The sequence below is a fragment of the Nisaea sp. genome, from assembly GCF_965216895.1.
GTDB lineage: Bacteria > Pseudomonadota > Alphaproteobacteria > Thalassobaculales > Thalassobaculaceae > Nisaea.
The window spans coordinates 2622368-2644543 of the sequence record NZ_OZ244205.1; the positions used below are offsets into that span (position 1 = coordinate 2622368).

22 protein-coding genes and 1 tRNA gene are annotated in these 22176 nt (G+C 65.0%); 16 read left to right on the forward strand and 7 right to left on the reverse strand.

The features are described from left to right. Positions 1–10: 10 nt before the first annotated feature. Positions 11–1357, reverse strand: a complete 1347-nt coding sequence (locus ACOOE1_RS12570) for a surface carbohydrate biosynthesis protein (RefSeq protein WP_420402541.1) — start codon at positions 1355–1357, stop codon at positions 11–13. A 312-nt stretch (positions 1358–1669) separates the two neighbouring features. Here ACOOE1_RS12570 and ACOOE1_RS12575 point away from each other — a divergent pair, with 312 nt between their 5' ends. From ACOOE1_RS12575 to cobM, 6 genes are read left to right on the forward strand one after another with little or no spacing between them, the layout of a single operon-like run. Further along, positions 1670–2758: a sirohydrochlorin chelatase gene (locus ACOOE1_RS12575; protein ID WP_420402542.1), complete on the forward strand. Its 1089-nt coding sequence runs from the start codon at positions 1670–1672 to the stop codon at positions 2756–2758. A 16-nt stretch (positions 2759–2774) separates the two neighbouring features. Continuing rightward, positions 2775–3428, forward strand: coding sequence for a precorrin-8X methylmutase (locus ACOOE1_RS12580; RefSeq protein ID WP_420402543.1), 654 nt, complete (start codon positions 2775–2777; stop codon positions 3426–3428). Then, a complete protein-coding gene (cbiE, locus tag ACOOE1_RS12585) occupies positions 3425–4657 on the forward strand; it encodes a precorrin-6y C5,15-methyltransferase (decarboxylating) subunit CbiE (RefSeq protein ID WP_420402544.1) in 1233 nt (410 codons plus the stop codon). Before ACOOE1_RS12580 ends, cbiE begins: the two co-directional genes overlap by 4 nt. Positions 4658–4660: 3 nt before the next feature. After that, positions 4661–5380: a precorrin-2 C(20)-methyltransferase gene (cobI, locus tag ACOOE1_RS12590; protein WP_420402545.1), complete on the forward strand. Its 720-nt coding sequence runs from the start codon at positions 4661–4663 to the stop codon at positions 5378–5380. Next, positions 5377–7176 (forward strand): precorrin-3B C(17)-methyltransferase, encoded by a 1800-nt coding sequence (gene cobJ, locus ACOOE1_RS12595; RefSeq protein WP_420402546.1) that lies wholly within the window; start codon positions 5377–5379, stop codon positions 7174–7176. Before cobI ends, cobJ begins: the two co-directional genes overlap by 4 nt. Then, a complete protein-coding gene (gene cobM, locus ACOOE1_RS12600) occupies positions 7173–7937 on the forward strand; it encodes a precorrin-4 C(11)-methyltransferase (RefSeq protein ID WP_420402547.1) in 765 nt (254 codons plus the stop codon). The genes cobJ and cobM overlap by 4 nt, the downstream gene beginning before the upstream one ends. A gap of 73 nt (positions 7938–8010) precedes the next feature. On the opposite strand, the gene ACOOE1_RS12605 is transcribed toward cobM, so the two are convergent. Further along, positions 8011–8766 carry a cobalt-precorrin-6A reductase gene (locus ACOOE1_RS12605; RefSeq protein ID WP_420402548.1) on the reverse strand — a complete coding sequence of 252 codons (756 nt, stop codon included), beginning with the start codon at positions 8764–8766 and terminating at the stop codon, positions 8011–8013. A gap of 3 nt (positions 8767–8769) precedes the next feature. Next, positions 8770–9861, reverse strand: coding sequence for a cobalt-precorrin-5B (C(1))-methyltransferase (locus tag ACOOE1_RS12610; RefSeq protein ID WP_420402549.1), 1092 nt, complete (start codon positions 9859–9861; stop codon positions 8770–8772). Between the two features lie 160 nt (positions 9862–10021). On the opposite strand from ACOOE1_RS12610, the gene cobA reads away from it, so the two are divergent. Genes cobA through ACOOE1_RS12625 form a run of 3 tightly spaced genes read left to right on the forward strand, consistent with a single transcriptional unit; the run spans position 10022 to position 13447 of the window. Next, on the forward strand, positions 10022–10855 hold the full coding sequence (gene cobA, locus ACOOE1_RS12615; RefSeq protein WP_420402550.1) for a uroporphyrinogen-III C-methyltransferase: 834 nt from the start codon (positions 10022–10024) through the stop codon (positions 10853–10855). Beyond that, on the forward strand, positions 10852–12180 hold the full coding sequence (locus ACOOE1_RS12620; protein ID WP_420402551.1) for a cobyrinate a,c-diamide synthase: 1329 nt from the start codon (positions 10852–10854) through the stop codon (positions 12178–12180). The genes cobA and ACOOE1_RS12620 overlap by 4 nt, the downstream gene beginning before the upstream one ends. A 19-nt stretch (positions 12181–12199) precedes the next feature. Next, the gene (locus ACOOE1_RS12625; RefSeq protein WP_420402552.1) at positions 12200–13447 is read left to right on the forward strand and encodes an MFS transporter; all 1248 of its coding nucleotides are present in this window, start codon (positions 12200–12202) and stop codon (positions 13445–13447) included. Between the two features lie 39 nt (positions 13448–13486). Here the strand turns inward: ACOOE1_RS12625 and ACOOE1_RS12630 are convergent, their stop codons facing one another. Further along, positions 13487–13975: a Fur family transcriptional regulator gene (locus ACOOE1_RS12630; protein ID WP_420406429.1), complete on the reverse strand. Its 489-nt coding sequence runs from the start codon at positions 13973–13975 to the stop codon at positions 13487–13489. Positions 13976–14483: 508 nt separating this feature from the next. Between ACOOE1_RS12630 and ACOOE1_RS12635 the strand changes: the two genes are divergently transcribed. Together ACOOE1_RS12635 and ACOOE1_RS12640 are read left to right on the forward strand one after the other, a co-directional pair. Next, entirely contained in the window at positions 14484–15545 is a 1062-nt protein-coding gene (locus ACOOE1_RS12635; RefSeq protein ID WP_420402553.1) for a hypothetical protein, read from the forward strand. Positions 15546–15647: 102 nt separating this feature from the next. After that, positions 15648–15723, forward strand: a tRNA-Thr gene (locus ACOOE1_RS12640). A 32-nt stretch (positions 15724–15755) separates the two neighbouring features. Here the strand turns inward: ACOOE1_RS12640 and ACOOE1_RS12645 are convergent. Beyond that, entirely contained in the window at positions 15756–16559 is an 804-nt protein-coding gene (locus tag ACOOE1_RS12645; RefSeq protein ID WP_420402554.1) for a hypothetical protein, read from the reverse strand. Positions 16560–16745: 186 nt separating this feature from the next. Between ACOOE1_RS12645 and ACOOE1_RS12650 the strand changes: the two genes are divergently transcribed. Together ACOOE1_RS12650 and ACOOE1_RS12655 are read left to right on the forward strand one after the other, a co-directional pair. Beyond that, on the forward strand, positions 16746–17102 hold the full coding sequence (locus tag ACOOE1_RS12650) for a hypothetical protein (RefSeq protein ID WP_420402555.1): 357 nt from the start codon (positions 16746–16748) through the stop codon (positions 17100–17102). A gap of 6 nt (positions 17103–17108) precedes the next feature. Next, positions 17109–17606 (forward strand): hypothetical protein, encoded by a 498-nt coding sequence (locus tag ACOOE1_RS12655; protein WP_420402556.1) that lies wholly within the window; start codon positions 17109–17111, stop codon positions 17604–17606. Here the strand turns inward: ACOOE1_RS12655 and ACOOE1_RS12660 are convergent, their stop codons facing one another. Both ACOOE1_RS12660 and ACOOE1_RS12665 read right to left on the reverse strand, forming a co-directional pair. Continuing rightward, on the reverse strand, positions 17607–18050 hold the full coding sequence (locus ACOOE1_RS12660) for a hypothetical protein (protein ID WP_420402557.1): 444 nt from the start codon (positions 18048–18050) through the stop codon (positions 17607–17609). Between the two features lie 176 nt (positions 18051–18226). Next, complete coding sequence (locus ACOOE1_RS12665; RefSeq protein WP_420402558.1) at positions 18227–18949, reverse strand: Bax inhibitor-1 family protein; 723 nt, start codon at positions 18947–18949, stop codon at positions 18227–18229. Between the two features lie 182 nt (positions 18950–19131). Between ACOOE1_RS12665 and ACOOE1_RS12670 the strand changes: the two genes are divergently transcribed. The 3 genes from ACOOE1_RS12670 (at position 19132) to ACOOE1_RS12680 (ending at position 22150) form a co-directional block, all read left to right on the forward strand. Beyond that, positions 19132–19503 carry a hypothetical protein gene (locus ACOOE1_RS12670; RefSeq protein WP_420402559.1) on the forward strand — a complete coding sequence of 124 codons (372 nt, stop codon included), beginning with the start codon at positions 19132–19134 and terminating at the stop codon, positions 19501–19503. A 37-nt stretch (positions 19504–19540) separates the two neighbouring features. Continuing rightward, complete coding sequence (locus ACOOE1_RS12675; RefSeq protein ID WP_420402560.1) at positions 19541–20182, forward strand: SIS domain-containing protein; 642 nt, start codon at positions 19541–19543, stop codon at positions 20180–20182. Positions 20183–20329: 147 nt separating this feature from the next. Beyond that, positions 20330–22150 carry a hypothetical protein gene (locus ACOOE1_RS12680; protein WP_420402561.1) on the forward strand — a complete coding sequence of 607 codons (1821 nt, stop codon included), beginning with the start codon at positions 20330–20332 and terminating at the stop codon, positions 22148–22150. Positions 22151–22176 lie beyond the last annotated feature (26 nt).

The window sequence follows — 22176 nt, forward strand, 5'->3', positions numbered from 1 at the left end:
GCGAAGCCTCCTACTTCTCCCCATGCGGCGATTGCCGCAGGGCAGAGATATGAAAAAGGCTCTCTCCGGCATTCTTCACTTTCAGTTCCAGCTTCATGCCCATCAGCATTGCCATGTCCACCACGCGCTGGCTTACTTCTTTGAGTGTCAGGTTGATTTTCTTCCGCTGGTACTCGGTGAGCTCCTCGCTACGGTCCATCTCCCGGCCGGGCCGGAGCATCGATTCATTGCCGCTCTCGATCGCGACGGCGTCGATCTCGTTCAGTATGCGGGCAGCCGCAGTGTCGGCACCGTCAAGCATGATGTGCTCTTCAAGGAGCGCGCTGTAATCCTCGTCGATCTTCGCGACGCTTGCCTTGCGATCCGATATGGCTGCCGCGGTGGCAGCGATGACGTCATCCTCATTTCGGTATACCGGCGTTACCAGGTTGGAAAGAAACACCTGTTCTTTCCAGTTCGTGAACGGCGCATATGCGCCGACGGGAACCTTGAGCAGCATGGCCTCGGTCCCGGTTGTGCAGGTATTGTGAATGAAGTAGTCCGACGCCAAGATCCAGGGAACGGCCGATCCCTCGTAAACGATATCGATGCCGTCCTCCCGGCCGAAAAGCTTGTGCCAGGTCTCGAGATTTTCCGCCGGGTGCGGGCGGATCAGAATCCTGTGCTGCTCGAATTCTTCGCGGAGCCTCCGGGCCAGCTTGATAAAACCATCCATCGTGTGTTTTTCAAGCTCATAGGACGCCTTGAACCAGCGTCTGTCTTCCGGATTGTCCCAGTCCGCAAAGCCAACATTCTTGCAGACATCCACGAATGCCTCGAAGGACCCCCAGGCGGAATTGTAACAGCCGAAATTCGAGTTCAGCAGGATATACCGCCCGTGTCTTTCCCTTATATCCTTGGCCGCAGGGAAGAAGGCTTGCTTCCGCTCTCCCCGCAGCAGGTCGAATCTCGGATTTCCCGTAACTCTGCAGATATCGGAAATACGTCCAAAATATTTCTGATAAATTCTACTTTGATTTTCTCCTTGCATGAAAAATCTATCGCAATATTCAAAAATTTCTTTTCTTACACCCTTGATGACATGCTTCTCTTCCGCAATCGCCGTTACTTCTTCGTCAATAGCGACAACCTTGTGACCAGACGCTTTCGCATACCGCATCCAGTTCGCCTGAATCGCATTGGTGCCTTTAAAAAAGAACGTGCCTGGCTCGATCAGGTGTAAGTTCCTGATCAGCAACCATTGTTGCCCAATAACAACGTCATATCCTTTTCCCAGCGCCTGAACAGCCAAGAGGAGCCGCGCATCCAGTTCGCGCGCAGCTTCTTCGATTGGAAGATAAAGGTACTTATGAGCCATCTTCGCCAATCCGATCACTGGAGGAAGGACGTCTATAGCTGTTCGTCAGCCCGCTGCGCAAGCGACCGCCAGCCGGGAAAAACCGGCGGCGGCGCCCCCGGCGCATGCGGAACAGTTTCTGCCCCTTCCGGACTTGCCGGGTGACGGCGAACCCTCTATCCAGAACGTAGCGGCCCGGGACACTGACGTGACGGGCGCCCCGGAAGGTGCCCGGGGGCGGATAAATCCATGAAAGAGGATATCCGCGGCGGCTCGTGGGCGGAGACGTGTTCTCCGCGTCCCCGTGAGCGCGGCGGTGGGGATGGGATGAGCATGACAGACGGAAACTCCGGCGGAAAACAAGGTGTTATGATCTGCGGGCACGGCAGCCGCGACCAGGCGGCCGTCGACGAGTTCGCGAAGCTCGCGGTGCGGATCAAGGAAAAGCTGCCGGACATGCCGGTCGATTACGGTTATCTCGAATTCGCCACTCCGATCATCCGCAACGGTCTCGACGCATTGCGCGAGCGCGGCGTCACCGACGTCCTGGCCGTGCCCGGCATGCTGTTCGCTGCCGGTCATGCGAAGAACGACATTCCTTCCGTACTGAACACCTATGCGGCCGGCGCAGAGGGCGTCACGATCCGCTACGGACGCGAGCTCGGCATCGATCTGAAGATGATTCGCGCCGCCGGCGAGCGCATCGAGGAGGCCCTGAAAGACGCGGGCGAGCATGTCTCGCGGCACGAGACCATGCTGGTCGTGGTCGGCCGCGGCGCCTCCGACCCGGATGCCAATTCCAACGTCGCCAAGGTCATGCGCATGCTCTGGGAGGGCATGGGCTTCGGCTGGGGCGAGACCGCCTATTCCGGCGTCACCTTCCCGCTGGTCGAGCCGGCGCTCGAGCATGCCGCCAAACTCGGCTACAAGCGGATCGTCGTCTTCCCCTATTTCCTCTTCACCGGAATCCTGGTGACGCGGATCTACGACTATGTCGACAAGGTCGCAGCGCGCCATCCGGAGATCGAATTCGTCAAGGCGTCCTATCTCAACGACCATCCGCTTGTGATCGAAACCTTCCTCGACCGGGTGCGCGAGATCGACGAGGGCACGGGCAACATGAACTGCCAGATGTGCAAGTACCGCCAGCAGGTACTCGGCTTCGAGGCCGAGGTCGGCCTGCCGCAGGAAAGCCATCACCACCATGTGGAGGGAATCGGCACCGGCGACGGGCACAGCCACGATCACGATCATGATCATGGCGACGGGCACCACCATCACGGCCATTCCCACGGGCACGGACATTCCCACGGGCACGGACATGACCACGGGCACGGACATGACCATGGACACGACCATCATCACCATCCGTACCCGCATGCGGACCACCCGCTCGGCCCCCGTACGCTGACCGACAACTGAGCGCCGGACCCGCACCATGTCCGCACCTGTCTTCTCCTACGAGAAAGATCCGGACGCCATCTACCGGCAGTCTTTCGAGATCGTGCGCGCCGAGACCGACCTCGCGCGCTTCGATCCCGCGGAGGCCGAGGTGGCGGTGCGGTTGGTCCATGCCTGCGGCATGCCGGAGATCGCGTCGGACCTGATCTTCGGCGCAGGTGCGGTCGCGGCCGGACGGGCGGCGCTGGCGGCCGGAGCGCCAGTGGTCTGCGATGCCGCCATGGTGGCGCACGGCATCACCCCACGCCTGCTGCCAAAGCAGAACGAAGTGGTCTGCCTGATCCGCGAGCCCCGTCTCAGGGCGCTCGCAAAGGTGGAGGCGACGACGCTGTCCGCCGCCCAGGTCGGGCTCTGGCGGGAGAAGCTCGGCGGTGCCGTGGTCGCGATCGGCAATGCGCCGACCGCCCTCTTCCGGTTGATGGAACTGATACTCGAGGGCGGTCCGCGACCGGCGGTGATTCTCGGTTTCCCCGTCGGTTTCGTCGGCGCTGCGGAGTCGAAAACCGCACTGGCGGAGACGTCGGGCCTGCCGTCCTTCCTCACACTCAAAGGCAGACGCGGCGGCAGCGCCATGGCGTCTGCGGCGGTAAACGCACTCTCCATTCTCGCCGGCAAGGACATTTCGGAATGAGCATAGAGGCCCCCTGGCTCCACGTCATCGGGATCGGCGAGGACGGGCTGGACGGTCTTTCCCGCAACGCCCGAGAATATCTGGGCGATGCCGAAATCCTGATCGGCGGCGCGCGCCATCTCGCCATGCTGCCGGAGGACGGCCGCGAGCGGATCGAGTGGCCCTCGCCGCTGCAAAGCTTCATCGACAGGCTCCACGATCTGCGCGGCCGGAAGGTCGCCGTGCTGGCAACCGGCGATCCGATGCAGTACGGCATCGGTGCCACCTTCGCGAAGATATTGCCGGTCGAGGAGATGATCGTCATCCCGGCGCCGTCCGCCTTCTCCCTTTCTGCCGCCCGCCTCGGATGGCCGCTCGCGGAGGTACGGACCCTGACTGTCCATGGTCGACCGCTTTCCCTACTCGCGGCCACGCTGCAGCCGGGCGCGCGGCTGATCCTGCTGAGCGAGGGACGGGAGACGCCGGGCCAGGTCGCCGCTTTCCTCACCGGCGCCGGTTTCGGCAAGAGCGCACTCACCGTCTTCGAGCATATGGGCGGTGCGAGGGAAGCGCGGCTGGACGGCGTCGCCGAGAGCTGGGAGCATGCGCCGGGCGCGGATTTCAACACCGTAGCAGTACAGCTCTCAGCGCCGGACCGCCCGGTCGCCCTCGGCGCCACGCCGGGTCTCGACGATGCCTTCTTCGAGAACGATGGACAGCTCACCAAGCGCGAAGTGCGCGCCGCGACCCTCGCCGCGCTTCGTCCCGGCCCCGACCAGCTGCTCTGGGATATCGGCTCCGGCTCCGGCTCTATCTCGATCGAGTGGATGCGCGCAGACCCGCTGGCCCGCGCCATCGCCATCGAACCCAAGGCGGAACGGATCGCGCGGATCCGCCGCAACGCCGAAAACCTCGGAACGCCCTTCCTGACGATCGTCGAGGGCAGCGCGCCCGACGCACTCGACGGGCTGGAGGAACCGGATGCGATCTTTCTCGGCGGTGGCATCACCGCGCCCGGTCTGCTGGAGATCTGCTGGAATGCCCTCAAGAGCGGCGGCCGCCTGGTGGCCAACGTGGTGACGCTCGAAGGAGAGGCCGAACTGACGGAGGCCCGCGCCATGCTCGGCGGAGAGCTGGTCCGGATCGCCGTCTCGCGTCTCGAGCCGGTCGGGCCCTATCACGGCTGGCGTCCCTTGATGCCGGTGACGCAATGGATCTGCCGCAAGCCGGGTCCGGGAGCCACGAGCTAGATCATGAGCGGATTCCTGACCGGTATCGGCGTCGGGCCGGGCGACCCCGACCTGATCACCCTGAAAGCGGTGAAGCGGTTACAGGCAGCGGACCTCGTCTGCTACCCGGCGCCGGAGGTCGGTCAAAGCCTCGCCCGTCGCATCGCCGCGCCGCATATCCCGCACGGGCTTGAGGAATACGCGATCCGCATGCCGATGGTCGCTTCCCGCTTTCCCGCGGCGAAGGTCTATGACGAGGCGGCACTCCATATCGGCGGCGCGCTCGAGGCCGGACGAAATGTCGTGGTGCTCTGCGAGGGCGACCCGTTCTTCTACGGCTCTTTCATGTATCTCTACGAGAGGCTGGCGAAAACCCATCCGGTGGAGGTGGTGCCCGGCATCTCCTCACCGATGGCGTCCGCCGCCGCACTCGGCGCGCCGCTGGTCTCGCGCAACGACGTGCTGACGGTGCTGCCCGCGCCGCTCGAGGACGAAGAACTGCGCCGCCGGATCGAACTTGCGGACGGGGTCGTGATCATGAAGATCGGGCGCCATTTCCGCCGCATCCATGCATTGCTGACCGAACTCGGCCACGCCGGCGCGGCCCGCTATATCGAACACGCGACCATGCAGAACCAGCGCTGCCTTGACCTCAACCAGGTCGACCCGGAAACCGTGCCCTATTTCTCCATGATCCTCCTGCACAAGCGCGGCGAAGCCTTTCTCGAAGGAAGTGAGTTATGAGCGTTGTCGTCCTCTCGCCCTCCGGTCTCGCGACGGGGAAGAAGCTCGCGGAGAGCCTCGGTCAGGAGCTGCATGCGCGCAGCGCGCCGGCAGATACGGTCTTTGCCGATGTGGCGGACCATCTGCGCGCACTCTTTACTGCCGGCGAGCCAATCCTTTTCGTCGGCGCAGCGGGGGCGCTGATCCGTGTCCTGGCCCCGCTGCTCGCGGACAAGACAGGCGAGCCGCCGGTGCTCGCCGTGGCCGAGGACGGCTCGGCGGTGATCCCGCTGCTCGGAGGCCATCGCGGCGCCAACAATCTCGCTCGCGAAGCGGCGGACGTGCTGGGGACAGTCGCCGCCATAACCACGGCCAGCGACCTCGCACTCGGCATCGCCCTCGACGCGCCTCCGCCCGGCTGGCACCTGGCACCGGAGAGCGACTACAAGAGCGCAGCCGCCGCCCTGCTGCGCGGCGAGAGTGCCGCTATCGACCCGGCGCTCGACTGGCTTCTGGCAAGCGGCCTGAAGCGCGATGACAAGGCGGCGCTGAAGCTCGCTGGCTCTGTCCATCGAACGAAACCTGAGCCCGGCGCCCTGACCTATCATCCGGAACGGCTCGCCATCGGCGTCGGCTGCGAACGCGACGCGGCGCCGGAAGAGCTGATCCATTTGGTCGATGAAACGCTGGCGGAGGCCGGCCTCGCGCCGGAGGCCGTCGCCGGGATCTTCTCCGTCGACGTGAAAATGGACGAGACGGCGGTCCATGCACTCGGCGTGACTCTCGGCCGCCCGGTACGCTTTTTCGATGCAGCCCGACTGGAGGAGGAGAGGCCGCGCCTCGCCACCCCGTCCGAGATCGTCTTCAAAGAGGTCGGCTGTCACGGCGTCAGCGAGGGCGCCGCACTCGCCGCCGCCGGACCGGGAGCGACTTTGCTGGTCCCAAAACGGAAATCGAAACGCGCAACCTGCGCCATCGCCGAGGCGCCCGCGATCATTGACGCGAGAGCGACCGGCACCGCGCGCGGCCGTCTCGCCCTCGTCGGCATCGGGCCAGGGGCCGCGGACTGGCGCACGCCGGAGGCCTCGGCCGCAATCCGCCAGTCAGACGTGATCGTCGGCTACGGGCTCTATATCGACCTGCTCGGCCCGCTCTCCGGGGGCAAGGAGCGGCACGATTTCGCCCTTGGCGAGGAGGAGAAGCGCGCCGCCTACGCACTCGACCTCGCAGCGGAAGGCAAATCCGTCGCCCTCGTTTCCTCCGGCGACATCGGCATCTACGCCATGGCCACGCTGGTCTACGAGCTGCTCGACAAGGCCGGCCGCAAGGACTGGGAGCGACTGGAAGTGTTCGTGACGCCCGGCATCTCGGCCCTGCAGGCCTGCGCCGCCCGGATCGGCGCCCCGCTCGGCCACGATTTCTGCACCATCTCGCTTTCGGATCTGCTGACCCCCTGGGAGGCGATCCAGACCCGGGTGAAGGCCGCCGCCGAGGGCGATTTCGTCATCTCCTTCTACAACCCGGTCTCGATGCGCCGCCGCACCCAGCTGGCCTACGCCCGCGAGGTGCTGCTGCAGCACCGCCCGCCGGAGACGCCGGTGATCCTCGGCCGTTCGCTCGGCCGGCCGGACGAGACGGTAACGGTGACGACGCTGCAGGATCTCTCGGTCGATCAGGTCGACATGATGACGCTGGTGATGGTGGGTTCGTCCGAGACCCGCTTCGACGGCAAACACGTCTATACCCCGCGCGGCTATGCCGGAAAGGCGGGCACCTCGATCAGGGCGGACAGCAAGAAAGACGAGGCGGCGGAATGACAGTCTATTTCATCGGCGCCGGTCCCGGCGACCCGGACCTGCTGACCATCAAGGGCCGCGACCTGATCGCGCGCTGCCCCGCCTGTCTCTATGCCGGCTCGCTGGTGCCGGAGGCGGTCGTCGCCCATGCGCCGGAGGGCGCGAAAGTGATCGACACCGCGCCGATGACGCTGGACGAGATCATGGAAGAGATCGAGGCGGCGCACGGTCGCGGCGAGGATATTGCCCGGGTTCATTCCGGCGACCCCTCGCTCTACGGCGCCATCGCCGAGCAGATCCGCCGCCTGCGCACCGCCGGAATTCCCTTCGAGATCATTCCGGGCGTGCCCGCCTATACGGCGGCGGCGGCGGCCCTGCAGACAGAGTTGACGCTGCCGGAAATCAGCCAGACCCTGATCCTGACACGCACTACCATGCAGTCGAGCGCGATGCCCGAAGGCGAGGAGCTGGAAGAACTCGGACGCTCGAAGGCGACGCTTGCGATCCATCTCTCGATCCGCAACCTTCGCCATATCGAGCGGGCACTGGCGCCGCATTACGGCGCCGACTGCCCGGTCGCGGTGATTTACCGCGCGAGCTGGCCGGACCAGCAGGTGATCCGCGGCACGCTCTCCGACATCCGGCAGAAGGTGCGCGAGGCGAAAATCACCCGCACCGCACTCATCCTCGTCGGCCGCGTGCTCGGCGAGGAGGAATTCCGCGACAGCGCGCTCTACGACGCCGCGCACACGCATGTGCTGCGACCGGAAGCGAAGGTTTGAAACCTACGTCCAGTTATTTACCGTCATCCCGGCTTTGGCCGGGATGACGTTGACTTCAATAGGATGACGACCGTCAAGAACGGGCCGCAACCCATCTGACCGCGTCCTCAACCGTCTCGACGATCTCGCCGTCCGGAAGCGCCGGACGCTCCACCATCACCACAGGCATTTGCAAGGCACGGGCGGCGGCGATCTTGGCGTAGGTCGCGCTCCCGCCGCTGTTCTTCGAGACGATGACGTCGATCCCGTTCTCCCGCAGGAAAACCGCCTCGCCCTGCTCGGAGAACGGTCCCCGAGCCAGCACGACCTTGGCTCCCGGCGGCAGGTCCGCCTCGTCCGGGGTTTCGACGGCGCGGATCACGAGATGGCAGTTCGTCAGGAACCGGTAGGGCGCCAGCTCCTGCCGTCCGATGGAAAGAAAGACAGTGAGCGGGTGCGCTGCCGAGAGCTCCTCCAGACATCGCGCGGCCACCTCGTTGCTCTCCACGCCTTGCCAGTTGTCCCCCGGCGACGCGGTCCATTCCGGCCGAACCAGATGCAGGCAGGGCACCGACGCGGAATTCGCCGCCGCGGCCGCATGGGCCGATATCTGCGCCGCATAGGGATGGGTCGCATCGACCAGCGCCGTGATGGCTTCCGTCTCCAGATAGCCCGCAAGCCCCTCCGGCCCGCCGAAACCGCCGGTTCGGATCTCGCAATCCGGAAGCCTCGGATTGCGCGTCCGTCCGGCAAGGGAGAGGACGATCTCCAGATCCGGCCACGCCTCCCGGGCCACCGCGACAAATCGGTTCGCGAGTTCGGTGCCGCCGAGGACGAGCAGGCGTGTCATGGCTCAGACCTCGCCCGCGCTGCCGGCGAGGGTGCCCTCACGGTCGAACACCTCGACGGCGATCTCCGTCCCGGCGCCGTCCAGCACCGCAAGCGCCTGCTCCCGCGCCAGCATCGCGATCCGGTCGCCCAGCGGCAGCCTCGCCGCCTGAGCGATATTCAGAACCTCGAGCCCGGTATTCGCCTCCCGCGCTGCCAGCACCTCGGCCGCAGAGCCCCCAATTTCGCCGAGTTGCGCCGCGAGCCAGTCCATGTCGATCTGGCTGCGCCCGGAATGCAGGTCCATATGTCCCTCGGCCAGTTTTGCGAGCTTGGCAAAGCCGCCGCCGATGATCAGCTTGGGCACCGGATGCCGGCGGAGATATTTCAGCATCCCGCCGGCGAAATCGCCCATGTCGATGAAGGCGGTTTCCGGCAGGCCGTGCCGCTTCGCCACCGCCGTCTCCGAGGTAGAGCCGGTGCAGGCGGCGATCAGCGGGAAGCCCTCGGCGCGCGCCACGTCGATGCCGCGATGGATAGAATGGATCCAGGCCGAGCAGGAGAAGGGCACGACCACGCCCGTGGTGCCGAGGATCGAAAGCCCGCCGAGAATGCCGAGCCGCGGGTTCCAGGTCTTTTTCGCCAACTCCTCGCCGCCCGGCACCGAGATCTCGATCTCGACATCGCCCGAGCCGCCATGCGCGGCCGCGACCTCCGCCACGACGCCGCGCATGAGGTCGCGCGGCACCGGGTTGATCGCGGGCTCACCCGGCGGGATCGGCAGGCCGGCTTTTGTCACTGTCCCAACGCCCGTGCCTGCACGAAAGACAACTCCACAGCCCGGCGCGGCAAGCCGCACGGTGACGGAGATGGTGGCGAGGTGGGTCACGTCCGGATCGTCCCCCGCATCCTTCACGATGGCGGCTGTCGCGGCGCCGTCCGAGAGCGATTCGCGGGAAAGGGGAAAGGCGGGCTGTTCGCCCTTCGGCAGGGTGATGGAAACCGGATCCGGGAACTCACCCGTGAGCAGCGCGGTATAGGCCGCCTTCGTCGCCGCCGTCGCGCAGGCGCCCGTGGTCCAGCCGCGCCTCAGGGGTCCGTCCGGTTTCCTTGCCATGGGAAATGTCTTAGACCGTCCGGCGCTCGCCATCCATGTCGAATTCGCGCGGCAAGAGGACGCTGGTGCGGCAGAGCGGACACAGGCCAGCGCCCAAGATGGAAACATTGCCGCGCTGGCATTGGGGAAAGCGCGGGGGTAGGTTTGGACGATGAGCAACATGAGTGATTTCGCCGCCGATTTCGCACCCGGAAGCGTCTGGCTGGTGGGTGCCGGCCCCGGGCATGCCGGGCTGCTGACGCTGCAGGCGCATGCCGCCCTGCAGGCGGCGGACGTCATCGTCTATGACGCGCTGGTCGGCGAGGACATACTCGCCCTCGCCCCCGAGGAAACGCCGCGGGAATATGCCGGCAAGCGCGGCGGCAAGCCCTCACCGAAACAGGCCGACATCACGCTCCGCCTGATCCAGCTCGCCCGGCAGGGCAAGCGGGTGCTCAGGCTGAAGGGCGGCGACCCTTTCGTCTTCGGGCGCGGCGGGGAGGAGGCTCTGGCCCTGGTTCAGGCCGGCGTTCCGTTCCGGATCTGCCCCGGCATCACGGCCGGGATCGGCGGCCTTGCCTTCGCCGGCATCCCGCTGACCCACCGCGATACCAATCATGCGGTCACCATGATCACCGGGCACGATGCGACCGGGAACGTCACCGGAGTCGACTGGAACGCGGTCGCCAGGGGCAGCCCGGCGCTCGTTCTCTATATGGCAATCAAGCATATCGGCGCGATCGCGGAAAAGCTGATCGCCGCCGGCCGCCCCGCGGACGAGCCTGTCGCGGTCGTCACCAATGCCTCTCTGCCGGAAATGAGCGTGCTGGAAACCACCCTCGCCGCCGCAGCAGCGGATATCGAGAACCACAAGGTGCAGCCGCCCGCCATCGTCGCGATCGGAGAGATCGTACGCCTGCGCGCCGGTCTCGACTGGCTCGGGGCCGCAGAGGGCAGGAAGCTGCAGTCGGATCCGCTGGATCTCGGACGGGGCGACAGCGAGCAGGCTGGATGAGCACGCCTCCCGGCCTGATCGTCGCGGCGCCCTCCTCGGGCAGCGGCAAGACGACGATCACCCTGGGGTTGCTGCGCGCACTCCGCCGCCGCGGCGTCGATGTCGCCAGCGCCAAGGTCGGCCCGGACTATATCGATCCCGCCTTCCATGCCGCCGCCACCGGACGGCCCTGCCCCAACCTCGACAGCTGGGCAATGCGCCCGAAAACGCTTGCGGCAACCCGTCGTTCCGACTCGGATGTCCTGGTGGTCGAAGGCGTGATGGGCCTGTTCGACGGCGCCAATCTCGGCGAGGAACACGATCCCTTCGGCGACGGCTCGACAGCGAGCATCGCCCGGCGCACCGGCTGGCCGGTCCTGCTGGTGGTGGATGCCGCCCGTCAGGCGCAATCCGTCGCGGCGCTCGTCGCCGGGTTCGCCAACCACGATCCCGAAGTCAGGCTCGCAGGGATCATCCTCAACAAGGTCGGCAGCGTGCGGCACGAGGAGATGCTCCGCCGGGCCCTTCTCCCCGACGGCCACCCGGTTCTCGGGGCGGTCCGCACCGACAATACCCTCGCCCGTCCGAGCCGCCATCTCGGCCTCGTGCAGGCGGGAGAGCATCCGGATCTCGAAGCCTTCCTTGAACTGGCCGCGGACAGAATGGAAGCGGATCTTGACCTGGACGCGATCCTGGCTTCGGCCCGCCCCGCCGCGGCGTCCACGGCCGGAGCCTCTCCACCGCTGCCGCCCCTGGGCCAGCGCATCGCCATCGCCCGGGACCCGGCTTTCGCCTTCTGCTACCCGCACATTCTCGCGGGCTGGCGTTCGGCCGGCGCCGAAATCAGCCTCTTCTCGCCGCTGAACGACGAGGCGCCGGCGGGGGACGCGGACGCGGTATTTCTGCCCGGCGGTTACCCGGAGCTCCATGCCGGACGGCTCGCCGCGTCAGCGGGATACGCGAGCGGCGTGCGGCGCCGGGCGGAGGAAGGCGCGGTGATCTACGGCGAATGCGGCGGCTACATGGTGCTCGGCGAAACGTTGACGGATGCGGACGGCACGGTGCATCCGATGCTTGGACTGCTCCCGCACGCGACCAGCTTTGCCGAACCCAAACGGCATCTCGGCTATCGCATCGCAACCGCACTCGCAGACATTCCGCTCGGTCCCGCCGGAAGCGTTTGGCGCGGGCACGAATTCCATTATGCTTCCGAAACCGGGTCCGATGCAGCGACGCCCCTCTTCCGGATCTCCGATGCCACCGGCACGGGGCTCGGGACGATCGGCGGGTGCGCAGGGTCCGTGTTCGGATCCTTTCTGCACCTGATCGACCGCTCGGGTGCCTGACCTTGCGTGGTGAAACGCCATGGCCGAGACGCCCGAAGACCCAGTACGCCCGCTCTCCGTCGAGACCCGTTACGGCTGGGTGATCGTCGCCGCGTCGCTGGTCTACATCATGGTCGCGTTCGGCCCCTCCTACCTTCTTGTCGTCAGCCTGAAACCGATCGCGGCCGGGTTCGCCTGGCCGCGCTGGGTACCGTCACTCGCCTATTCCCTGCTGTTGCTCGGCACCGGGCTCGGCGGCATCGTCATGGGACTCTGGGCGGACCGGGCCGGCCTCGGGCGTCCGACGCTTCTCGGCGCCGTCGTCGCGGGCAGCGGCATCATGGCGGCGAGTTTCGCCTCCGACGAGTGGATGCTGCTGTTCTTGTGCGGCCCTGTGATCGGCTTTCTCGGAACCTCCGCCGCGTTCTCGCCGCTGCTGACAAACACCACCCGCTGGTTCGACAGGAGACGCGGGATCGCCGTTTCCATCGTCGCCAGCGGGCAGGCCGTCGCCGGTGCGTTCTGGCCACAGATCTTCAACTACGGGGTCGAGACCGTCGGCTGGCGGGAAACCTGGTTCGCCTACGGTGTCTTCGCCATCTGCACGATGCTGCCGCTTGTCCTGATCCTCCGGCGCCCACCACCGGAGCCACTCACCCCGCCGGCCGCGGCGCCCGCCGCGTCCGGGCGCCGGGACGCCGCCCTGCAGCAAATGCCGCTCGCCATCCTGTCGCTTGCCATTGTCGGCTGCTGCGTCGCCATGGCAATGCCCCTGGTCCATATCGTCGCCTATTGCACCGATCTCGGGTTCGAGGCGGCGCGCGGCGCGGAGATGCTCTCATTGCTGCTGGCCTGCAGTGCAATCAGCCGGCTCGGATTCGGATTCCTTTCGGACCGGATCGGCGGCCTCAAGACGATCTTCATCGGTGCGGGATTGCAGGCGATCGCGCTCTCGCTCTTTGCGATGGTCGACAGCCTCTCGGGCCTCTTCATCGTCTCAGCCCTGTTCGGGCTGGTCTTCGGCGGCATCGTGCCGGCCTACGCGCTCGCGACCAGAGAACTGCATCCCGGCAGCGAGCTCGGCTGGCGCATGGGCGTGGTGTTCTTTTTTGGCACCGCCGGGATGGCGCTCGGCGGTTTTCTCGGTGGCTGGATCTACGACCTGACCGCGTACTATCCGCTCGCCTTCGTGGTCGGGGTCAGCTTCAACATCGTGAACCTGCTCTGCCTGACCTGGCTGATTCGCTACCGCGCGACCGCCATCCTGCCACAGATGTCCGTGGCCTGACTTGGGGCTCCAACAAAACGGATAAGGTTGAGACCCGGATCAGGCCTGCGGTTTGCCGCTGATGACCTTGGTCTTGGCTTTCGGCTTGTATTTGGGGGCCGTCTTGGCTTCCGCCTTTTTCAGCGGCACGCCGAACAGTTCGAGGTGATGGTCGACCAGCTCGAACCCGAGCTCGCGGGCTATGTATTCCTTCAGCGCCTCGAGTTCCTCGTTATAGAACTCGATCACGTCGCCGGTGGTCACATCGATCATGTGGTGGTGATGGTCTTCCTCGCCATTCACCTCCTCGTAGCGCGCGCGGCCGTCGCCGAAATCACGCTTGGTGACGATATTGGCTTCCTCGAACAGCTTCATGGTCCGATAGACCGTCGCGATCGAGATCGAGCGGTCGATCTCCCGCACCCGCTCGTGCAGCGACTCGACGTCGGGATGGTCTTCCGCCTCCGACAGCACCCGCGCGATCACGCGCCGCGGCTCCGTCATTTTCAGTCCCTTCTCGAGACACAGGGCGGCAACCCTCGATTCCATGCTGGCTTCAGCCATTCCCTGACAACGCTCCGTTCTGTCGGGACCACCTTCGGGTCCCAAGATTACAGCAGCACCTCTGACAAGACAAACCAGCTTTCCACGCGGTCCGCACATCTCCCGGCATTCGGCTCCTTCGCGCCTGCGCCGGAGACCGCGACTGTTTCGGGTGCCAAACGAATCGCCTTTCGATGATATGCATGGAAATGCAATTCGGGGCTCTGCAAGCCAACCGAGATCTCGGAAAATCCCGAACCCCTTGGCGACCCGGGTTCAGATCTGCATGCGCCGCGCGCGGCTTCCCGCGAGCGCGCCACGGGAATCCGGGCCTCACGGTACCGGGGGCGCTTGCGGGGAGGAATCTATTGCCTCCCGCTAGGCAGATTCGGGCAAGTATCAGACAGGCCGACTTGGACCGGATCACGCTACATCTCAGGAATACGGGATAAGCCTTTGGACTCTCGACGAGTCCTTGCGCCGGCATTGTTCTTGCTGGTTCGAGGACATGGAAATGTCCCCCCTGAAGGTCGGCGCCACCGAGTCCGGTCCCGTCGGTCTGACAATCGACACCACCGAAATGGACAGCCTGCATCGGCTTCCGCTCGGTCTCCTTCCCCTGAAAACCCAGGCGCTGAAGAGGCATTCCCTGATCAAGAACGCCCAGTTGAATAGTGTCGTGGAGCTCTTCAGAGACGGCGAGTCCGGCAGTGGTCAGATCCGGCCGGACTCCCTTCCCGGCCACTTCAACTCGAGCGATCCCGAGTTGCTCAGCGACATCGCCATGCTGAAACGTCTCGCCGCCGTCGGCAGCTACGATGTCTACACCCTGCGCGTCGCGCTGCGCGAACTGGATATCGGGTTCGAGCACTATGACGCGCTCAAGCTTTCGCCGGAGAAATACCGCGAACTCACCCAATTCATGAAACATTACACAAGACCGATCATCCGGCGCCTCTTCGCAAAGGACGGCACGCAACTGGAAAGCTACGGCAACCTCGTCGAATATCTCCGCAATCCAGACCGCGACACCGTCCTGAAGGAACTGGAGCGGCTAGCAGCGGATCTCGACACCTCGGTGAGCTCCATTCCCCGTTTTCTGGAGAATTACGGCGACACCTTCCTCGGGTTTTCCTACTTCCGCAGTTGCCTCACCGAATCGGAAAAGCGGATCCGGCTGTTCCGGCCCTGGACCGAGGAGTTCCTCCGCTCCCCGATCGCCCGCGACAACGCCTCGCTGCAGACCCGCGTCGTCCACGGCCTCCAGTCTTTGCAGGAAATCGTGGAATCGGTGCGTCAGCGCTTTACCTACTTCGATCAGAGCTCGACCGAATTCTGGGAGAACCCGACGGCGGAGTCCTTCCGCTGCCTGAGATCCCAGATCACAGAGCAGCACGCATCGACCGGCAGCGTGCTCTGCGGTCTCGTGGTGAAGTTCAATCTCTGGACCGAACGGTTCAGCAATCACGGCGGCGGCCACCAGCGGCGGCTGGAATTCCTCGAATCGGAAATCCTGCCCGGTCTGACCGCGCTGGCCGAGACGGAGCGCCGGATCGCCAACCGCTTCCAGAACTGAGGGAGACGATCTCGCCGACGTTCCGGGAGAGCGGAGATGCGCCGATTTTCTCCTTGCACCGCGCGCCGGGACGTCTTAAGTAGCCGTTCCCGCGCAGGGTAAGCCGCAGTAGCTCAGTTGGTAGAGCACGTCATTCGTAATGATGGGGTCGGGGGTTCGAGTCCCTTCTGCGGCACCACTATCCCAAAGCGTTCCGGTAGACCGCCCGCATCAGGATCCGGGAATCAGCTTTCTCGGCGCGTCGGGAATAGTCATTCCATCGTCATCGTCGGCCGGACGGGAGGATTGCCCCGGAACCGGCATGATCATCGAGTAATCACCCTGTTCACGAATGTGGTTCCGGGCTCCGGTGAGCCAGGCTTTCGATTCTCCGACGCCGACCATGAGGCGCACGAACAGGCCGGCTACCGTCTCAACCTCGACCATCAGCGGTTCCTGACCGGCGAGCAGATCGGGATATTGCGTCCGCATGACTTCCCAGCCGGCGAGCGCGGCATCGTGACTCCGGTAGGATGCCAGATGCAGACCCCGTGCACCCGCATTCTCCGGCCAGGCAAGTCGGCTGGTTCTGAGCTCGAGGCGTTCGAAGCGTGCGCTATCCCGGGCCTCGCTGGTCTCCAGGTCTGCATTCAGCTTGCTGACCGCACGGAGCGCGGCGTCGATATCGTCCCGCATCCGGTCAAGTTCGGCAGAGTCCAGGCCGGGCGACGGGGCGGACAACGGGGCGGACGCAGGAGTGGAACGCCCCCGCGAGTCGTTCGTGTCACCGAGTTCGATCCGTTTCTCGATCTTGCGCGACACGATGCTGAGATCGGTCTGCAACTGGCCGAGCCGGACCTCGACCTCCGACAGCCGCGTGGCCCCGGTATCCTCCGCCGCAACCGTCTCGGCGACCCGGTCGTCGATATATTGCCGCCGGCGGGGGCCGCGCTCGGCCTCGACCCGGTCCAGCTCGTCGCGAACCAGGGAGCGGACCTGCATCTCTTCCGATCCGCTGCCGAAGAGGTCGCTCAACCCGCATCCGCCAAGCGGCAAGAGCAGCAAAAAAGCGAAGCAGATTTGGGGGATTTTCATAAACTTCCTCAACGGACCTACAATATCTTGTAGAATGATAACAGAGCTGTGACGCCTTGAGAATCCCACCTGTGGCGGGACCCCGTGGCGCTGCGGCCCGTGGCGGCAAAGTGAGGAGGGCCCGACATGCCGAAATACACGCCCGGCCCCTGGCGCATGAACCAGAGCGGCGAGCTGTGGTCCTACGCGCGAGGCGCGGCACCAGCACAGATCGGCACGATCAGCTGGAGCGGCGAGGCGACAGAGCGCCAGGGCAACGCGCAGATCATCGCTGCCGCTGCGGATCTCAGCGAATGTCTGGACGAGGTCATGCTGCTGGTCTCCCAGCCGGAGATCGCAGAGGCGATTCTCGGCTCGGAGAGGCTGAAGACGCGGGCCCGGATGATCCTGGACAATGCCCGTCTGGTGATCAAGGAAGCGACCGGCAGGGACCTTCCCGAATGGCCTATGCGTGATCCGGCGGACACGCGCCTGGAAGGCTGAGGCGGCATGAATCTCACAGAGCTGGTGAAACGGGTCTCCGACAGCGAGATCGGCGACTGGACACCGATCCTGCGCCCGACCTATCGCCACCGCCTGATCATCCGGCGGAACGCGAAGGACGAGGAAACCGGGCTCGCCGCCGACCAGCACAAACTGCACCTCACCTACAAGAAGGATGTCCGCATCTCCCTCGGTTTCGGCATGGTCGAGGTCGCCAACTATCATGTGCCAGCGCCAAACCCCTATGCGGACGAAAACGCCCGCACCCATCTGCTGGACTGTTTTTGGGAAGGCCGCCTGGCCTTTCGGGACATTGTGGTGAATGTGGGCCGCAACCGCTGCCTGCTGCCCCTGCCGCCGGAATGGAGCGAAGAGGGCATGGAAATCCCGGTGATCCGTTACGGTCTGGTGAGACTAATCCACGAAATCGCCGGCCCGCCAACCGATTTCGACGAGCATTTCACAGCCATCGGCATGCAGCGGATCAACAAGCGCTGGCCCTGATCAGAACAGTTTCTGGAAAATGCCGCCCGCATTGTGCAACAGGAAGATTGCCCCGAGTCCGCCGACGAGGATCAGCACCAGCAGGACCGAGACCTTCACCGCCATCGCGTAGTCGCTCTTGGTGTTCTTGCCCTTTTGCCGCACCCTGGCGGCCGGCGCCGGCGAGAGCGGCGCCGCTGGAGCTGCCGCTGACGGAGCTTCGTCAGCCGCCGGGGCGGGCTTGTCGCGCCCGACTTTCGAAGCGGTGTCGAAAACGACGATTTCCTTGCCCTGACCGGTCGCCGGATCATAGGTGTCCTTGACGACCTTCACGGCCTGGAAGTGCTTTTCGCCGTGCAGAGACTTCGCGACCTCGATCGCGCCGTCGCGGTCCGGATAGGTCGAATCGACCGCCCAGCTGCCGCCCTTGAGGGTATGCACCTCGTAAAGTGTCTGAACCGCCATCGCTTGCGCGCCTTCAAATCAACTCATGCGCTCGCGCCCGGTCGTCCGGCCGCAGGGATTTATATATAAATTAATCTTTAGGAGGGGTTAACGGCTATTGCGTTAAATTACGCGAAAAGCAAAAAGGCCGCGCCGGTTTCCCGGACGCGGCCCTTCAATTTTGCCTGCCGGCAGAACTATTCGCGGTTGCCGAACAGCATGAGAAGATACTGGAACATCAAGATGAAATCGAGATAGAGCTGCAGCGCGCCCATGACCGATTTCTTGGTCGCGACCTCATGGTCGTCCGACTCCATGTACATGTTCTTGATGTTCTGGGTGTCGTAGGCGGTCAGGCCGGCAAAGACCAGCACGCCGCCGACCGAGATCATGAACTGCAGCATGGTCGAGGCCATGAAGATGTTCACGACGGACGCGATCAGGATGCCGATCAGCCCCATGAACAGGAACGAGCCCATGCCGGAGAGGCTCTTCTTCGTGGTGTAGCCGAAAAGGCTGAGCCCCGCGAAGGCCGCGGCGGTGATGAAGAACACGCGCACGATGCTCTCGCCCGTGAAGACGAAGAAAATCGAAGCCATGCTCACGCCCATAACGCCGGCATAGATGAAGAAGGTTGTCCGCGCCGTCGAAGCCTGCATCGACTGGATGCGGGCGGCGAGGAAGAACACCATGCCGAGCGGCGCCAGCATGATCACCCATTTCAGCGGCGAGGCGAAGATAAGCTGCGCAAAGGCCGGCGAGCTCATCGCCAGGATCTTGGTTCCGAGCGCAAAGAAGCCGGTCAGCGCAAGGCCGATCGTCATGTGGTTGTAGACGCCGAGCATGTAGTTGCGCAGGCCGACGTCGATTTGTGCGGCCTCCGCCTCGGCGGCTGTTAGATGTTTGCGATCCAATGCCATGTCACACTCCCAACGAGCCGAAGGTCAAAAAACTAAGTCACAGCAGAAATAAGCGACGTTCCTCGTGTTTTCAACTGAATACGGAGCGATTTCCGGTCGCCGCACCCGAGGCTTGCAGTTAGAGGGATTATGGCCCAAATGACGTGACGGAAATCTGCTCCAACAACGGAAACAGGCGCCGGATGGCTGATCATGGAGACCTGAAGCCGCTCTTCGGCGGCAACCGCGATGCGGAATACGAGCTGGACCTGCGTGGCCTTGACCTTCCCCATTCCGCGGCCTCGGTCGAACGCATGCTGGAATGCAGCCGATTCCGCGCGCCGCGCTCCGTCCGCGTTCTGATCGACGCGCCGGACGGTGAAGGCGGTGGCAGCCACTTCCAGCCGCTCGGCCGCCTGCTGCTTGACGCCCGCAAGGATGGCGTGCTCAGCGCGATGGCCACGCTGCCGCCCGATGACGCACTCGGCTTCCGCATCGTCACTACCGGCAAACCGGACGGCGATGAAGACGGCGGCCCCGATGGAGATGTGGTAAAAGGCGATCTCGTGGACTGAACGGCCCAGGCTGGGCGAACAACGGGACAAACGTGCTATGGGCAGCCTCGCGGACCGCACGGCGGACTATTTCGAAACCCTGGCGCGCCTCACTCGCGACGCCAGCGTCACCGACCGCGCCGGACGGCCGCTGACGATCGGCGCGGGGATCGAGGAATTCCTCGCGCACGGGCGGGCGGCGCACGACGCCGGGCACAAGCTGATCTTCATCGGCAACGGCGCCAGCGCCACGATGGCGTCCCACTATGCGCTCGATTTCTCAAAGAATGGCGGCATCCGGTCGCTGGCCCTGAACGATGCCGCGCTGCTGACCGCATTGGTGAACGATGTCGGCGGCGAGGCGATCTTTGCCGAACAGATCGGCTATCACGCCCGGGAAGGCGACGTGCTGGTCGCCATCAGCAGCAGCGGTTCCTCGCCCAACATCCTGAATGCGGTGGAACGCGCGAGGGATGCGGGATGCCGGGTGATCACGTTTTCCGGGTTCGACACGGAGAACCCGCTGCGCCTGTCCGGCGATCTCAATTTTCACGTTGCGGGCGACGAGTACGGCTTCGTCGAGGTCGCGCACAATGCGCTGATCCACGCGATCCTCGACCTCTCTCTCGGCTGGGGCACGGCGGACGACCGGAATCCGGGCGCCCTGAAGCGCCGGAGGCTGGCGGCCGAGCAACGCTGACGAGCGCCGCCGGACAGGCATGCGCGCATCAAGAACACGCATTGCGGAAATAATTGGCCAGCGCGATCGCTTTTTGGGCTAGATAATGGGTTGCGCCGGGAAGCGGCGCCATGCGTTCGCGTCGACCACCAGACGGAAGCCCGGATCATGATCCCCTCCGCCTCCGCTGAAGTCGTTCTCTTCGGCATCCGCAGCGCCATCCGGCTCGGCCAGCAGGCACGGGCGGCCTATCTCGACAATACCCGCGGGCGGGCACTGACCCTGCCGCTGCCGGATTTCACCCTCACCGTCGATACCGCCTCCGCCATCGGGCACTTCCAGATCAGGATCGAGGGAGGCGACGCGGTCGCCCCCGAGATCCGGCGGATCGTCGCGAAGGCGCGCACCCGGCTTCAGGACCCGGCCGCGCCGTCCCTGACCGACGCCGAGAAGGACGACCTGCTTCTCGCCTTCAACGAGGAGCGCCTGCTCGAAGCCGATGAGAGGGGCGGCTACACACCGCTTGCCGACGGATCCTACTACGATAACCGCGCCCTCTCCGCCTTGGTGACGATCCGGCAATGGCGGCGCGGCAGGGAGCGCTACCCGAGCGCCGTCCAGCGGCTCGCCGGCAGCTTCATCGAGATCGGCATCGACTATTTCACCGTCGGGCCCGGCCGCGGAGAAATGAAGAGTGAGCAGGAAAAGGCCCTGCTGGCCTTTCTCGACGGCATCGACGAGATCGCCTTCGCCGAAACCGAGCTCGCCGACCTGCCCGGACGGCTGATGACGGCAGTGCTGGACACCGTCGCCACACATCCCGAATTCGTCTCCGGTTCCGCCGCCTTCCAGGACGTCATCAAGGTGACGGCGGCGGGCCTCTCCGAAAAGGTCACGGCGCTTGTCCGGGAGAGCCGGGCCGCGGGCGGCGGAAATATCGCGCGGGAAAGCCTGATCCGGGACCGGGCGGAGGAGGTCTTCCGCACCGTGCTGGCAACGGCGGGACAGACGGTTCTTGCCGACCCGGAAAAATTCCTCGGGATCGGCGACAAGGGCGCCGGCGCGCTGGTACGGAATGTCGGCGAGGCCATGCTGGACCTGGCGCTGCAGAGCGAGACCGGCCAAATGTACACCGTCTTCGGTGCCGCCGGCCTGCGAGCGATCACCGGTGCCGCGCTGGACACCCTCGCCGCGCATCCGGACCTCATCGCCGGCGGCAACGTCGCGCTTGCCGCGCTGCTCCAACAGATCACGCGGGACCTGCACGGTTTCGAAAGCCTTGTGGCGCCGGGCCTGACCGCACGGGTCATGCAGGTGGTGCTGCGGCGGAGCGGCGAGAATCTCGCCCTGTTCTGGCCCGATGCCGCGAACGACCCGAAGAAGAACCTGCTGCTCGCCGCCGCAAAGACGACCCTCGCCCTGGTCGCTTCCGGCGAGGTGGGCGCGGGATGGCGCCCGAGACTGGAGAGGGAGCATCTGGTCCAGATCGTCGAGACGGTACTGGACGCGATCGTCGAGAATCCGGGCTGGCTCATCGACGGGGCCGGCGCGCGAGGCGCGGCGCTGGAAATCCTGCTCACCTCCACCCTCGCGGTGCTGGAGAAGCATGATGACGTCCGTCTGGCGCCGGAAACCCTGAAGAGCATTCTGGTCGCGGCCCTGCATGCAGGCGCACGGCGGGCGGAATTCCTCGAGCCCTTCGAGGGCGGTCCGCTTCGGGTGACGGCTGTGCTGGATTTCATTCTCGAGGCCGCGCTCGACAACGGCCAGGTCTCGAGGGTTTCGACCGTCCTGATGAAGCAGAGCGCCCTGCGCGCTTTCATCGAGGCGAGCCTGACAGCACTGTCCAGCACCGGACTCGACGACAACGTCATCAAGGTCTTCAAAGAGGTTCTCGAAGGGCGGGTCGCCGGCATCGCCGGCGGGGAGCCCTTTGCGCTGGAACACTTTGTCGACGAACTGCGCGCGGCGCTGGACGCCAATCACTAGCCAGAGGCAGGAAACTGGAGGACAGG

What these genes read in the sequence shown, in the direction of transcription:
- ACOOE1_RS12570 (WP_420402541.1), bottom strand. Translation starts at nt 1,357, where the DNA reads ATGGCTCATAAGTACCTTTATCTTCCAATCGAAGAAGCTGCGCGCGAA.
- ACOOE1_RS12575 (WP_420402542.1), top strand. Translation starts at nt 1,670, where the DNA reads ATGACAGACGGAAACTCCGGCGGAAAACAAGGTGTTATGATCTGCGGG.
- ACOOE1_RS12580 (WP_420402543.1), top strand. Translation starts at nt 2,775, where the DNA reads ATGTCCGCACCTGTCTTCTCCTACGAGAAAGATCCGGACGCCATCTAC.
- cbiE (WP_420402544.1), top strand. Translation starts at nt 3,425, where the DNA reads ATGAGCATAGAGGCCCCCTGGCTCCACGTCATCGGGATCGGCGAGGAC.
- cobI (WP_420402545.1), top strand. Translation starts at nt 4,661, where the DNA reads ATGAGCGGATTCCTGACCGGTATCGGCGTCGGGCCGGGCGACCCCGAC.
- cobJ (WP_420402546.1), top strand. Translation starts at nt 5,377, where the DNA reads ATGAGCGTTGTCGTCCTCTCGCCCTCCGGTCTCGCGACGGGGAAGAAG.
- cobM (WP_420402547.1), top strand. Translation starts at nt 7,173, where the DNA reads ATGACAGTCTATTTCATCGGCGCCGGTCCCGGCGACCCGGACCTGCTG.
- ACOOE1_RS12605 (WP_420402548.1), bottom strand. Translation starts at nt 8,766, where the DNA reads ATGACACGCCTGCTCGTCCTCGGCGGCACCGAACTCGCGAACCGATTT.
- ACOOE1_RS12610 (WP_420402549.1), bottom strand. Translation starts at nt 9,861, where the DNA reads ATGGCAAGGAAACCGGACGGACCCCTGAGGCGCGGCTGGACCACGGGC.
- cobA (WP_420402550.1), top strand. Translation starts at nt 10,022, where the DNA reads ATGAGTGATTTCGCCGCCGATTTCGCACCCGGAAGCGTCTGGCTGGTG.
- ACOOE1_RS12620 (WP_420402551.1), top strand. Translation starts at nt 10,852, where the DNA reads ATGAGCACGCCTCCCGGCCTGATCGTCGCGGCGCCCTCCTCGGGCAGC.
- ACOOE1_RS12625 (WP_420402552.1), top strand. Translation starts at nt 12,200, where the DNA reads ATGGCCGAGACGCCCGAAGACCCAGTACGCCCGCTCTCCGTCGAGACC.
- ACOOE1_RS12630 (WP_420406429.1), bottom strand. Translation starts at nt 13,975, where the DNA reads ATGGAATCGAGGGTTGCCGCCCTGTGTCTCGAGAAGGGACTGAAAATG.
- ACOOE1_RS12635 (WP_420402553.1), top strand. Translation starts at nt 14,484, where the DNA reads ATGTCCCCCCTGAAGGTCGGCGCCACCGAGTCCGGTCCCGTCGGTCTG.
- ACOOE1_RS12650 (WP_420402555.1), top strand. Translation starts at nt 16,746, where the DNA reads ATGCCGAAATACACGCCCGGCCCCTGGCGCATGAACCAGAGCGGCGAG.
- ACOOE1_RS12655 (WP_420402556.1), top strand. Translation starts at nt 17,109, where the DNA reads ATGAATCTCACAGAGCTGGTGAAACGGGTCTCCGACAGCGAGATCGGC.
- ACOOE1_RS12660 (WP_420402557.1), bottom strand. Translation starts at nt 18,050, where the DNA reads ATGGCGGTTCAGACACTTTACGAGGTGCATACCCTCAAGGGCGGCAGC.
- ACOOE1_RS12665 (WP_420402558.1), bottom strand. Translation starts at nt 18,949, where the DNA reads ATGGCATTGGATCGCAAACATCTAACAGCCGCCGAGGCGGAGGCCGCA.
- ACOOE1_RS12670 (WP_420402559.1), top strand. Translation starts at nt 19,132, where the DNA reads ATGGCTGATCATGGAGACCTGAAGCCGCTCTTCGGCGGCAACCGCGAT.
- ACOOE1_RS12675 (WP_420402560.1), top strand. Translation starts at nt 19,541, where the DNA reads ATGGGCAGCCTCGCGGACCGCACGGCGGACTATTTCGAAACCCTGGCG.
- ACOOE1_RS12680 (WP_420402561.1), top strand. Translation starts at nt 20,330, where the DNA reads ATGATCCCCTCCGCCTCCGCTGAAGTCGTTCTCTTCGGCATCCGCAGC.